Annotated in this window: 14 protein-coding genes; 6 read left to right on the forward strand and 8 right to left on the reverse strand. The window is 45.2% G+C overall.

The genetic code is table 11. The features are described 5' to 3' along the window. Positions 1-21: 21 nt before the first annotated feature. The 5 genes from ERX29_RS06860 to deoC form a co-directional block, all read right to left on the reverse strand. Complete coding sequence (locus ERX29_RS06860; protein WP_165981090.1) at positions 22-969, reverse strand: nuclease-related domain-containing protein; 948 nt, start codon at positions 967-969, stop codon at positions 22-24. Between the two features lie 177 nt (positions 970-1146). Beyond that, positions 1147-1494 (reverse strand): DoxX family protein, encoded by a 348-nt coding sequence (locus tag ERX29_RS06865; protein WP_133443961.1) that lies wholly within the window; start codon positions 1492-1494, stop codon positions 1147-1149. Next, positions 1487-2668: a phosphopentomutase gene (gene deoB, locus ERX29_RS06870; protein ID WP_133443962.1), complete on the reverse strand. Its 1182-nt coding sequence runs from the start codon at positions 2666-2668 to the stop codon at positions 1487-1489. The genes ERX29_RS06865 and deoB overlap by 8 nt, the downstream gene beginning before the upstream one ends. A gap of 12 nt (positions 2669-2680) precedes the next feature. Beyond that, entirely contained in the window at positions 2681-3982 is a 1302-nt protein-coding gene (locus tag ERX29_RS06875; protein WP_133443963.1) for a pyrimidine-nucleoside phosphorylase, read from the reverse strand. Positions 3983-4080: 98 nt separating this feature from the next. Further along, entirely contained in the window at positions 4081-4743 is a 663-nt protein-coding gene (gene deoC, locus ERX29_RS06880; protein ID WP_133443964.1) for a deoxyribose-phosphate aldolase, read from the reverse strand. A 180-nt stretch (positions 4744-4923) separates the two neighbouring features. On the opposite strand from deoC, the gene ERX29_RS06885 reads away from it, so the two are divergent. Beyond that, entirely contained in the window at positions 4924-5604 is a 681-nt protein-coding gene (locus ERX29_RS06885; protein WP_133443965.1) for a hypothetical protein, read from the forward strand. A 40-nt stretch (positions 5605-5644) separates the two neighbouring features. Here the strand turns inward: ERX29_RS06885 and ERX29_RS06890 are convergent, their stop codons facing one another. Together ERX29_RS06890 and ERX29_RS06895 are read right to left on the reverse strand one after the other, a co-directional pair. Next, a complete protein-coding gene (locus ERX29_RS06890) occupies positions 5645-6583 on the reverse strand; it encodes an LCP family glycopolymer transferase (RefSeq protein WP_133443966.1) in 939 nt (312 codons plus the stop codon). 64 nt (positions 6584-6647) lie between these two features. Continuing rightward, entirely contained in the window at positions 6648-6887 is a 240-nt protein-coding gene (locus ERX29_RS06895) for a hypothetical protein (protein ID WP_133443967.1), read from the reverse strand. Positions 6888-7005: 118 nt separating this feature from the next. Here ERX29_RS06895 and ERX29_RS10980 point away from each other — a divergent pair, with 118 nt between their 5' ends. Beyond that, positions 7006-7179, forward strand: a complete 174-nt coding sequence (locus tag ERX29_RS10980; RefSeq protein ID WP_165981091.1) for a hypothetical protein — start codon at positions 7006-7008, stop codon at positions 7177-7179. 6 nt (positions 7180-7185) lie between these two features. Here the strand turns inward: ERX29_RS10980 and nhaC are convergent, their stop codons facing one another. Further along, entirely contained in the window at positions 7186-8619 is a 1434-nt protein-coding gene (gene nhaC / locus ERX29_RS06900; protein WP_279433914.1) for a Na+/H+ antiporter NhaC, read from the reverse strand. A gap of 479 nt (positions 8620-9098) precedes the next feature. Here nhaC and ERX29_RS06905 point away from each other — a divergent pair, with 479 nt between their 5' ends. Genes ERX29_RS06905 through icaB form a run of 4 tightly spaced genes read left to right on the forward strand, consistent with a single transcriptional unit; the run spans position 9099 to position 12465 of the window. Then, the gene (locus tag ERX29_RS06905; RefSeq protein WP_133443968.1) at positions 9099-9911 is read left to right on the forward strand and encodes a GGDEF domain-containing protein; all 813 of its coding nucleotides are present in this window, start codon (positions 9099-9101) and stop codon (positions 9909-9911) included. Positions 9912-9930: 19 nt separating this feature from the next. Next, positions 9931-11178: a poly-beta-1,6-N-acetyl-D-glucosamine synthase gene (pgaC, locus tag ERX29_RS06910; RefSeq protein ID WP_133443969.1), complete on the forward strand. Its 1248-nt coding sequence runs from the start codon at positions 9931-9933 to the stop codon at positions 11176-11178. Continuing rightward, a complete protein-coding gene (locus ERX29_RS06915) occupies positions 11136-11603 on the forward strand; it encodes a hypothetical protein (protein ID WP_133443970.1) in 468 nt (155 codons plus the stop codon). Before pgaC ends, ERX29_RS06915 begins: the two co-directional genes overlap by 43 nt. Continuing rightward, a complete protein-coding gene (gene icaB / locus ERX29_RS06920) occupies positions 11593-12465 on the forward strand; it encodes an intercellular adhesin biosynthesis polysaccharide N-deacetylase (RefSeq protein ID WP_133443971.1) in 873 nt (290 codons plus the stop codon). The genes ERX29_RS06915 and icaB overlap by 11 nt, the downstream gene beginning before the upstream one ends. The last annotated feature ends 631 nt before the right edge of the window (positions 12466-13096 follow it).

Raw genomic sequence — 13096 nt, forward strand, 5'->3', positions numbered from 1 at the left:
AGGCCACTTTTCTGCAGTTTTTCAAATTCTGATCATGTTCTGACCTTCAGACCTTAAAATTTCCCCTCCCACTTGAAATTCATCTTTTAATTCGTACTTGGTGGAATGATTATTGCCTGTTTTAATTGCATATTTCCTTAAAAACCTCTTCACTGTACTTCTGGAAGCGCTTGTCCATTCCATCGCATCCTGAATAGTGAATGTTTCCTGCTTAATTGCCATCATCTCCTGTAAATTGGCGAGCATCACTGCCTCCCGCTTCATCAGGTGACCGCATCGGCATATAATATATTTCTTGTTGTGATTTGTTCCATCCAGTAGTTTGCGGCACTTCATACATCTCAACCGCGCATCAATCTCCGCGTCATATAACTTCTCGCGTTTTTTATATGGATATTCTCCGAAGTGCTGCCCGACAAGCATCTGACCGACTGCTATATCTGCCTCAGTCGGTCGCAACGTCTTCAGATGACTGATGACATGATTCAGCTGCGCGGCAAAGACAATGTCGGGATCTCCGTCAAAGCCGATCAGTCTGAAGGTGTCATTGATAAAAATAATTCTTCCGGTAATTTTCCGGTCAATACCTGCTCCAGCAAGTGTCGTGCGCAGCAGATGAATCGCTCGCTTCAGCTGAGATCTCGGGTCTTTGATGCAGTGCGTGCCTCTGACCAGATTCCCAGCATCATTTTGATACACACCGCGATGATTCTTAATGTCAAAGACGAATAGCTGCCCTCCTGCAATGACAATAAAATCATACTGCACGAATTCACTGTCTTTCAGCATTATATCCCAGAGCACTACGGCATCCAGCGTTTCAATCAACTGATAAAACTGACATTCGCCGTCATAGCCGCTCTGATATTTTTTCAGCTGTCTATAGTCGTCATCATCCAGTACAACACGCGTGTCCAGTGCCTCAAGATAGAGAAATTCCTGATGTTTCGCATAGCTCTTCAGTAACAACGGCTCACCTCCGCCATTATAATAGCACGATGTGCCGAGTCGCGTTTCCGCCAGTCACTGCAGAAATTGAAATTCTGCCATATTTTCATGACGAAAACATCCTGTAACCTATACAGATTTTGATAAAAAAAATAATTTCATTAAAAAACGAGACCAAAATTCAGTCTCGTCAGTCTATTATAATTTATCCATTTCCTTCACTAACAGCCATTGCAGCGGCAGCCGGCCCCACAGCGCCCACCACGGCAGCTGTCTGCCTTTGAACTCAATATTGTTCACTGCCATATAGACATTCGCAGGAAATACGGCGATTAAAAACAGCTTCAATAGTCGCTTTGTCGCGGGACCCGGTTGACGCACAAGCAAACTCAACCCGAACAGCACTTCCACTACGCCCGACACCTGCACGATCAGCTTGCGGTACGGCAGCATCTTCGGCACAATCTTGCGAAATCCTTCCTCGTTCGTGAAATGCAGAATGCCGGCAACCGTATACACTGTGCCGTATAATAGTCGTCTAAACATCCATATTCCTCAAATAGCTGCGCCCGAATTTCGGCAGATCTACTTCAAAGTTGTCAGCGACAGTAGCACCGATTGCCGCAAAAGTGTTCTGTCCATCCAGCGCATGGTAATCCGTTATTTTTGGGCTGAACATTAACAGCGGCACATATTCACGCGTATGGTCCGTACCTGGTGCGGTCGGGTCATTACCATGGTCTGCGGTAATAATGACAAGGTCATCGGCACGCAGTTTCAGGATCAGTTCGCCTAACCGGTCATCAAATGCTTTGATGGCGTTTGCGTAACCCGCTTTATCACGGCGATGTCCATACAATGCGTCAAAGTCCACAAGGTTCAGGAAGCTCATACCTTCAAAATCCCGGCCTACGACTTCGAGCAGTTTGTCCATGCCGTCCATATTATCCTTCGTGCGGATGGCTTCTGTCACACCTTCACCGTCATAAATGTCATTGATTTTACCGATTGCGATGACATCCAATCCGCCGTCTTTCAGTGCATTCATGACTGTCCGGTCAAATGGTTTCAACGCATAGTCATGACGGTTCGACGTGCGCTTGAAGCTGCCCGGTTCACCGACATAAGGGCGCGCAATGATACGGCCGATCAAATATTTCGGGTCTTTCGTCAGTTCACGCACTTTCTCGCAGATGTCGTAAAGTTCATCAAGCGGAATAATATCTTCATGTGCTGCAATCTGCAGTACCGGATCAGCAGACGTATAGACGATCAAGTCGCCGGTCTCCATCTGATGACGACCATACTCCTCAATAATCTCCGTGCCTGACGCCGGCTTGTTCGCAACGACTTTACGACCTGATAACTTTTCAATCTCTGCTACAAGTTCATTCGGAAACCCGTCAGGATAAACATTGAACGGCTGATCGATATTCAGACCCATAATCTCCCAGTGCCCTGTCATCGTGTCTTTGCCGACTGACGCCTCGCTCAGCTTTGTATAGAACGCTTGGGGCTCAGCTACCGCTTCCAGCCCCGGTAAGTCTTCGATATTACCGAGTCCGAGACGTTCCAGATTCGGCAGTTTTTCACCGAATCCTTCCAGTGTATTCTTAAGTGTATGGCTTCCTGTATCGCCGAAGTCAGCAGCATCCGGTGCCTCACCGATGCCGACAGAGTCCATGACGATCAGATGAATTCTTTTAAATGCTTTAGTCACAAGACCACGCTCCTACTCTGTAATAATTGTATGAATCAACGCAGGTTTATCAGCTTGCGCGCTGATTTCAATGTTGTCATAAATCTTCTGTTTGACGTCTTCCACATCTTCACGGTTCGCATAAATTGTTACGAGTGACTCGCCTTCTTCGACCGTGTCACCGACTTTTTTTCTAAGCATCAGCCCGACCGCAAGATCAATTGTGTCTTCCTTCGTCGCGCGGCCTGCACCGAGCAGCATAGACGCGATACCGATCTCGTCAGCGACCATGCGGCTGACAACACCGCTTGATTTCGCGGGCACTTCAATCGTATATGCTGCCTGCGGTAACTTCGTAACGTCATCAACGACGCTGCCGTCGCCGCCCTGGTTTTCTAGAAACTCCCGGAACTTCTCAAGTGCTGCACCGTTATCGATGACTTCCTGCAGTTTCCGGCGTGCGTCGTCCAGGTCTTCCGCCTTCCCGCCTAATACAACCATCTGGCTGCCGAGCGTCATTACGAGTTCTGTCAAGTCTTCCGGTCCTTCGCCGCGTAGCGTTTCTATCGCTTCCTGAACTTCCAGCGCATTACCGATAGCAAACCCAAGCGGCTGGCTCATGTCAGAAATAATCGCCATCGTACGGCGGCCGACATTGTTGCCGATCTTCACCATAGCGCGTGCCAGACGTTCTGCATCTTCGTCTGTCTTCATAAATGCACCGGCACCTGTCTTGACGTCAAGAACAATAGCATCAGCACCGGCTGCAATCTTCTTACTCATAATACTGGACGCAATCAGAGGAATACTGTTAACCGTCCCTGTCACGTCACGCAGCGCGTACAATTTCTTGTCCGCCGGCGTCAAGTTGCCTGACTGCCCGATGACTGCGATTTTATGTTCATTGACGAGACGCGTAAATTCTTCTTCTGAAATTTCCACGTGGAACCCGTCCACTGCTTCCAGCTTATCAATCGTGCCGCCAGTATGACCGAGGCCTCGGCCACTCATCTTCGCAACTGGTATATCCAGTGCTGCTACAAGCGGTGCAAGCACGAGCGTCGTCGTATCACCGACGCCGCCTGTTGAGTGCTTATCGACTTTAATGCCATCAATGGCTGACAGATCGATCTGATCGCCACTTTCTACCATCACCATCGTCAAATTCGCCCGCTCATCATCATTCATATCCTGAAAGTAAATCGCCATCGCGAGACTCGATGCCTGATAATCGGGGATATCTCCATTCGTATATCCTGTAATGAAGAACTCAATCTCTTCTTTTGACAGTTCGCCGCCATCACGTTTTTTCGCTATAATATCTACCATTCTCATGACTTGACCCCCTTGAATGTTTGTAATAGTGAAAGTTATGGCGTGTAAACCTTATTTACACGCCACAACCCGCACTTCCAGTTAAAAAAATCAGACTACTAGTAATTGCCGTCTGTAGTCTTTCCTTGTAGAATCTGCACGCCTGCACTTGCACCGATACGCGTTGCACCCGCTGCAATCATCGCATCGACATCTTCAGTCGAGCGCACGCCGCCTGACGCTTTGACGCCCATATCAGGACCGACTGTCTCGCGCATCAGCTTGACGTCTTCTACAGTCGCACCTCCTGTTGAGAATCCAGTTGATGTCTTAACAAAGGTTGCACCTGCCTGCTTCGCAAGACTTGATGCACGGCGCTTTTCGTCGTCGTTCAAAAGACTAGTCTCGATGATGACTTTCGTCGTCACACCTGCTGCTGCCTCGACGACTGCTTTAATATCTTCAAGCACTAAATCGTCATTTCCTTCTTTCAGCGCACCGATATTGATAACCATGTCCACTTCACCCGCACCGTTGTGAATCGCGTCCTTAGTCTCGAACGCTTTAACTGCTGATGTCGTTGCGCCGAGCGGAAACCCGATGACTGTACATACGAGCACATCAGTTCCTGCAAGTGCCGCCGCGCAGCGTTTGACATGTGTCGGATTGACACATACGCTCATAAACCCGTGTTCCTTCGCTTCAGCGACCAGCGTATCAATCTGACTTGTTGTTGCATCCGCCTTCAATAATGTATGATCAATATATTTAGCTAATTCCACTTGTAACTCCTCCTTTATTCTCGCTTCAATTATACCTTAAATCGTACAATATTTATATTTTTTAGCAGTCGACCCCTTTAAAAAACTGGTATCCTCATGTAACGCATGACATGTTTTTCATATAGAGCATGTCTTTACCCGGAAATTCGGGGTATAATACATAAAAAAAAGGAGTGTCTTATGTTAAATAAATACGTTATCCCCGTCTTACTCGTCATCATCATGGCTGTTCTGCTGTTTACGATTGACTTATGGAAAAGTCCGGTCGCGGATCTGCTCAGAACAGATAACTACATCATCGCTATCATTGCTACTGCGATTATCGCTGGCATCATCGGACTCATCTACAGCCGCATTGCCTACAAAGTAGATAACGACCCGTCTCTTGAACATGCGGAACAGGACCGTCAGTCATTCAAGAAATTCTCGCTGATGAATATCGCATTGATCATCGCCTTTTACTTCGCGCTCGGCTCTATTCTGCTCGTCACGTTGAACCGTGCACCGATGTGGCTTGGAATCACAAGTATCATCGTGCTGATTTTCGCCGCTGTCATCCGATACTACGGTTACAGTATGATTAACAAATTATATCCGGAACGTGATCTGCCGAACAACTTCGAGTCAGACTTTGATGATAAGTTGATTGACTCGCTTAATAAGGAAGAAATGATCGTCATCTTTACCGGTCTTTATAATGCATTTAAAATGACGAATATCCTTCTGCCGGCCGCTATGCTGTTCATCACATTGTACGGCTATGCGACAGGTCATCCGCAGCACTTTGCGCTCAGCATCATCGCAGCAAGTGCGATTCTGATCAATATCATCTATCAGCTGACCGTCAGACGAATGATGTAACACCTCAAAAAAGCTCCGACCATCCCGGCCGGAGCTTTTGTTATTTCAGATTGTCCATATAAAGTTCTGTCACCTGCTGCTTGTAGGCATCATCCGGCATGAAATACCATAAGCCGTCATCCAGAATCTGACCGTTTCCCTGCAGCTGATACTTATCGACATGATCGAGTGTTGCGGCATAGCCGTTTCTAAGACCGGTCAGCTCGTCAAAGGTAATATCAGTGACGACATTTCCTTTTACTGTACCGAGTATGCTGTCAAGCTTTGTGACAGAACCGACACTCAGCACTTTTTTAGCAAGACCTTGAATCACCAGCTGCTGGCGCTGCTGACGACCGAAGTCACCGCCCGCACCGTCTTCTTTCCGGCTTCTGATGAAGGCAAGTGCCGCATCGCCGTCAAGATGAGCGGTCTCACCTTCCACAAAGGAATAGTTTTTGACGGTAAACGTCGCGTTACTTTTAACATCAATGCCGCCGACCGCATCGACCATTTCGTGCATCCCGTCCATATTGACCGTCGCATAGTAATCAACCGGCACATTCATCAGCTTCTCAACCGACTTCACTGCCATATCCGGACCACCGTACGCATAGGCGTGAGCGATTTTCTCATAAGTGCCCTTCCCTGCCATTTCGCTGTACGTATCCCGCGGGATGGAAACCATGACTGCTTTCTTAGTATCAGGGTTGATGCTGAGCAGCACGATTGAATCACTGCGTCCCGCATCTCCTGTCGCTAGGCGGTCCTTGTTTGAATCGACACCGAACAGTGCGACAGAAATCGCATCCTGCTGTTTAATACTGACATCTTCATTCCGCAAATCAGACTTCGAACGACCTTTAATCGGTTCATGAATGGCATCTGCTGTGCCTTTCACTTTGAAATAGGCATAGCCTGCGTAGCCCGCTATACCGATGATGACAAGTAAACTTAAGAGTACAGCCGGTAAAAAACATCCTATTTTTCTTTTCTTCATAGTTACACCTCAAAAATATTGTACACTTTTTATTGACCGGCTGCATCATTCTTCAGACTGATTATCAGCTGCAGACAAAAAATAATAAATACAGTATCAACAGCGATAAACCGGCAGCTTCCACTGCCTGCTGCCAGAACACACCATCCACGTCAAACAGAATCACCGTCAGACTGAACAGCGCATAAAATATTACCGCATAGCACAGACTGCCAAACAACCAGTTAGCACCAAGTATATAGATAAGAAAGAGTACAATCAGCACGCCGCAAAACAGACATTCAAAACTTCTGGCAAGCGCCATTTATTTCACCTCCTGTCGACATAACTATCGACAGCAGTCAGTGATACCGGTCAAAAATTATGAAAACGTATCACTATGAAACGAAATGGGTATAGTCCATTAAAAGGAGGCATTCCTCATGGACAAATTGACGCCTGACGAAATCGCACATCTCACTGAAGGAGATTTTCCGCACGACAAAGCAGACTGCCCGCATGACAAAGTGGTCACTATCGAACCTGAAGGAACGCTCTATATCTGCCTTAAATGCGGTATGGAGAGTACTGACTTGTCCGACTTCCGTTCACACTGATGATCTTTACGCCGCAAGGGACTTCTGCTCGTAGTAAGCGCGTTCTTCCTTGGTCATCTTTACGATCTTAAAGCCAGTGATGCCATAGAGAATAGAAATGAATGGAATGACGTAGTTCAGTATCGCATACGGAGCATATTCCATGACACCGACATTCAATGTCGCAAGAATAAATACACCGCACGTATTCCATGGGATGAAGACACTCGTCAACGTGCCGCCATCTTCCAGCGCACGCGATAAGTTCTTCGGATGGAGGTTCTGATCGATATATGCTTTAATGTACATCCGACTCGGCACGACAATACTGATATATTGCTCTGAACAAGTTGCATTCGTCGCAAAGCAGCTGACTACCGTTGCTGCAATCAATCCTGCTGTTCCTTTCGCTACTTTAAGAATTTGTGAGATAATGGCACTCAGCATGCCACTGTACTCAAGAATACCGCCGAATGTCATCGCCACGATGGTCATCGAAATTGTAAAGAACATCGACTCAAGCCCGCCTTTATTGAACAGCTCATTGATCAGCTTGTTATCTGATTTAAGCACGTAGCCTTCCTGCAATGTACTCGCTGCCACCTGTAGTGAATCGCCCTGAATTAACAGCTGCGACCCGAAACCGAGCACAATGCCGACTACCAGTGCCGGGACTGCCGGGACTTTCATCGCTACAAGAACGATGACGATGACCGGAATGAGCAGAAGCCATGGTGATATAGTGAAGTGATCCTGCATCCCCTGATTGATCGCATCAATCTTTCCCGTATCCATATGACCAGACTTGAACTGACGTCCGATGAAGAAATAAGCCGTCAGCGCAATCAGCAGCCCTGGTATGGTTGTGTAGAACATGTGCTTAATATGATCAAACAAATCCGTTCCTGTCAGTCCAGCTGCGAGGTTAGTCGTGTCGGATAACGGACTCATCTTATCACCGAAATAGCTGCCGGAAATCACTGCTCCGGCAATCATCCCCGCTGGAATATCCATACTGATTCCGATACCCATACCAGCAACCCCGACTGTTGCCATCGTTGACCACGAGGAACCGATAGCAAGTGACACAATGCCGCAAATAAGACAGATGGTCAACAGGAACATAGAAGGTGTAATAAGCTTCAGACCATAGTAAATCATTGTCGCTACAATACCGCCGCCAATCCATGCTCCGATGACGAGCCCGACCAGTATGATGATAAGAATGGCCGGCAACGCCAGTTTAATCCCTTTGTACATCATTTCTTCAATTTCTTCCCATGTAAATCCATGAGCATAAGCAACGATGGCAGCAAGAGCTGTACCAATCATCAGCGGTATATGAGGTGCCTGTTTCAGCACTACAACTGTGATAATCATACTTACAATCATAAAGACCAATGGAATTAATGCAGACCAAATACCGATTTTACGTTTCTCTCTCTTTACTTCGTCAGTCAAAATAGTTTCTCCCCTTAAATGATATCGCTTTCATCTCATTTTATACGAACATACTTTAAATGACCATAGTATATTTTTATTACTTTATACATCATTACGAATTATCTTCTCAGCAATACATTATTTCACCAATATGGCTGAATGTCCCTATACAATATATCGAATATATATACATATTTAATTAATCGCAAAACGTATATTATTTGATTTTATAATTATTTTTAAATAATGATAATTTCTCTATATAATTGTTTAAGATTAGTGGAATAAGGTATTTAATATTAATATTAAGAAAGTTTTTTTATACAAACATAAAATAACTTATTTAATTTTCAATTTAATCCACTAAATTCCATAATCAAAATTATACGATTTAATTCGTTTTATGTATAAAGATGATTATTAAGTCTTTCTGACTTTTTCAATCAGTCATGAGTTAGAACAGACAACACCTTAGTGTGATTGAAAGGGTGATAATAATGAAAAGAACTTATTATAATCCAAAAGTTATTATGATCTGTTCATTTATCGGGCTGTTCATCAGCCTATTGTATACAGGATTCAATGCATTATTCCAGGCACAGGGCAGAAGATCAGTGGAATTACTGCTCGTCTCAACACTCATCATCACGATGATCAACTACTCCGCGTGGGCTCTGATCTACCGGCATATGAGTAACAAACTGAACGATGTACTCGAAGAAGTGAGAAGCGGTGAATTCTCTAAAGAGACGATTCAATCAGCAAGTGACAGCCTGCTCAAGTTCAGCGATGAAACGGTTGAAACACTGGACGTTCTTCAGACCAATATATATGAAGACGAACTGACTGGTCTGCCGAACCGCGCTGCATTGATTCAGCATTTCGACACAGCCATTAAGACAAACCATGAGTTACTACACTACATCTGTCTATTTGACATTGATGACTTCAAAGAAATCAATGACACGCACGGACATGATACAGGAGATAACGTACTGACCACTATCGGTGAGCGTTCAAAATATATGCTGCTGCCTGGTGAGCGGTTATTTCGTCTGGGAGGAGATGAATTTGTCCTCGTGTCATCTATTAAATCTGACGAAAGGTACTGTCTCTATACGACAAAGCTAAACGCTATGTTCGTCAAGCCATTTGATGTATGCGGGCGTGAGCTATCTATTCACATCAGCTATGGCAGTAGTCAATACGGTCTTGACGGTACAGAACTCACCCAGCTGCTTAAACATGCTGATGATATGATGTACGTCAATAAAAACAGCAAGAAGCAGTTGGACATCATAGAAAACTAATCTGAAAGGAAGTGGGGCAATGCTTAAGACATTGATAGAATTCTGGTCTAACTTTGTATTTCTTTATCCGCTGTTAATGGCAATCGTCTGGCTGGCGGGCTCTATTATTTACTTCATCCGACGCGAACGGTCAGGCACAGGTGATATCCCGACTGATATCGACTGGCCACTGATCAGCATTCTTGTCCCCTGCTATAACGAGCAGGATACCGTAAGAGAAACAGTCGAGAATTTGATCCGACTTGATTATCCGAAGAAAGAAATTATTCTGATCAACGATGGATCGAAGGACAACACCGCAGGCATCATCATGGAACTTGCTGAGACATATGATATCGTCCGTGCGATTGACAATCAGGAGAACAAAGGAAAAGCCAATGCGCTCCGTCTCGGACTGTTCGCGTCACATGGTGAATATCTCCTCTGCGTCGACTCTGACGCGATCATCGATAACGATGCCCCGTATCATCTGATCAAACACTTCTTCCATAAAGGGGAACGGGTCGCTGCAGTAACCGGCAACCCGAGAATCCGTAACCGTGACACATTGCTCGGCAAACTGCAGGTCGTAGAATATGCCTCGATCATCGGTGCCATCAAGCGAACGCAGCGTATCGTCGGCAAGATTATGACGGTCTCAGGCGTTATTGTCGCCTTCCGTAAGAAAGCGCTCGTTGATGTCGGATTGTGGGATGTCGATATGATTACTGAAGACATTTCCGTCTCATGGAAATTCCATGAACGCTTCTGGGATATCCGCTATGAACCGCAGGCACTATGCTGGATGCTTGTCCCGGAGAAACTCGGCGGCTACTGGAAACAGCGCGTACGCTGGGCACAGGGAGGCCAGGAAGTCATACTCCGCCACTGGGGGGTCTTAAAAAGCTGGAAATACCGTAGACTATGGCCGATTTATCTCGAACAGTGGATCAGTATCTTCTGGAGTTACTCACTGCTATTTATGACACTGTACTACTTGATCTTCCGCGTCACGTCATTCCAGGATCTGCTCGTACTGCTGACATTCTCAGCATTCACGTTAACACTTGTCGCTATCATTCAGCTGACAGTATCTCTGCTCATCGACGCACGATATGACAACATCACCGCCATGTACTTCTGGATCGCCTGGTATCCGTTCGTCTACTGGATTGTCAACGCAGTGATTGCTATCGTCGCCTTCCCTAAAGCAATCAGATCAAGAATCAAAGGAGGTTATGCGGTATGGTCAAGTCCGGACAGAGGAAACAGAGAAGAAACGATCTGATCGTCAGAACGAAGAAGAACCCTATCCTTGAAACCGTATTGTTCATTCTATCAGCAGCACTCTGGCTGTACGTACTCTACGCCCTCATGTTCTTCATCACAGCATTCTTCAACCTGCCGATCGACGTCGTCAATATACTACGAATCGTCCTTAACTTAAAAAACGGTGATATCATCAACTTCAGTGCTTCACTTGCTTATTACACGATCTTCATCTTCGGTCTCCTCTATCTCTGGGGACTGTATAACAAGCTCCGTTACGGTAAGCTGAACCGCCGGAGCTATCCAGGGCCGACAACGAAAGATGAACTGATGGCGCTCGACTATATCCGTGAAGACATCTATGAGAACCTGCAGAACGCGAAAACCATCACATTCGCGCGTAATCCGATTGTCGATAAAACAGTAGAGAAACATGAAACTTAAAACTGTACTCACGTTTATACTGCTTGCGGGGATGGCATTCACGCTGGGGTGGTGGATCAACCACAACATTCGTGCGCATCAAGTAAAGCTGAAATACGATACACTCGAAACCGAGAACAGCTGCCTTGCGCTCAATTACCACCGTGTGAGAGAAGCAACGCTGTATAACAGAGTACTGAAGACCATATCGAATAACAATGAGCTGCGTAAATACAGTGTATTTGAAAAAGATTTCGAGAAACAGATCGTCTGGATGAAAGAACACGGCGCGACCTTTCTGACGCAGAAGGAATTTCTGCAGCACTACAACAAACAGCAGTTTCCGAAAGGATGCGTCTGGCTGTCGTTTGATGATGCCGACGTCACGACGTATAAAAACGCGATGCCTATCTTAAAGAAACACGACGTACCGGCGACAGTGTTCGTCATTGCAGGACAAGTCGGGAATCCAAGTTTCAACAACATCAGAATAGCGACATGGAGTCAGTTACGGGCGATGAAGAAGAGCGGCGTGTTCGATTTCGGATCACATACATATAACATGCATGAGCTGAAGAACAACCACTCAGTGTTGAACACAGCGAAACCGTCAGAGTTCAAAGCGGACTTGAAGCACAGCCGGAAAGTCATTAAAAAAGAACTCGGCGTCACTGTTGACACATTCGCGTACCCATACGGGGATGCAACAGATAAGATAGTGAAAACGCTGGAAGAAGCGGACTTCGACAATGCCTTTATTCTCGCACCCTACGCTGTAACAAAAGACAACTCGCCATACCTCATCAACCGGATCATGGTGGATGACGATGCGTTCACACACCATGTGAAAAAATGGGGCGGATTCACATCAACTAAACAATAACTCGGGGCGGCTGCCTCGAGTTATTTGCTGTCAGTCCATAAATTTAATAACTTTCTACTTATAGTAAAATAACAACTATTATAATTAGTTGATAACATTAACGAGTTCAGTTAATGACGAAGAGTTAAAGTTAATGCTTTCGTTATCAATTGATAAAGAAGCTTGATGAATAAGACCAGAAAAATTCTTAACTTCAAAACTTAAAAATCCAAAAGGAAAAAAATGTTCCGCTGTTTCAGTACTCTCCATTTAAGATACATTAACTTTAAAATGATTAATACTCACTTCCTTGATCATGTGTAACCTCCTATCAACGGTATTCAGTTATATATAATGATGATCACTAGTGTTGCATAAATAAAGACTGAAATTTCTGATATTTACTTTTCTTCGAAAATTTAAAATTTGAAAATACCTAAACAGAGGTAGTAATCATCCATTTTTTTACTTATATGATTTCGTGAATTCAGTGCGTCAATTTTTTATGGATCTCAAGGAACTGTCCCTTGGATTCTTCGAATCAGATGATTGCTTCTATTCCAGACAGAAGCCTTCAGTAACCTGGTAATCTGAAGGATGCTCTTTCTACTATTCGTTCTCAACTTAATGAGTAAGTTCAAGCAATAGACAA

The sequence above is a fragment of the Macrococcus lamae genome, assembly GCF_004359545.1.
Classification (GTDB): Bacteria; Bacillota; Bacilli; order Staphylococcales; family Staphylococcaceae; genus Macrococcus; species Macrococcus lamae.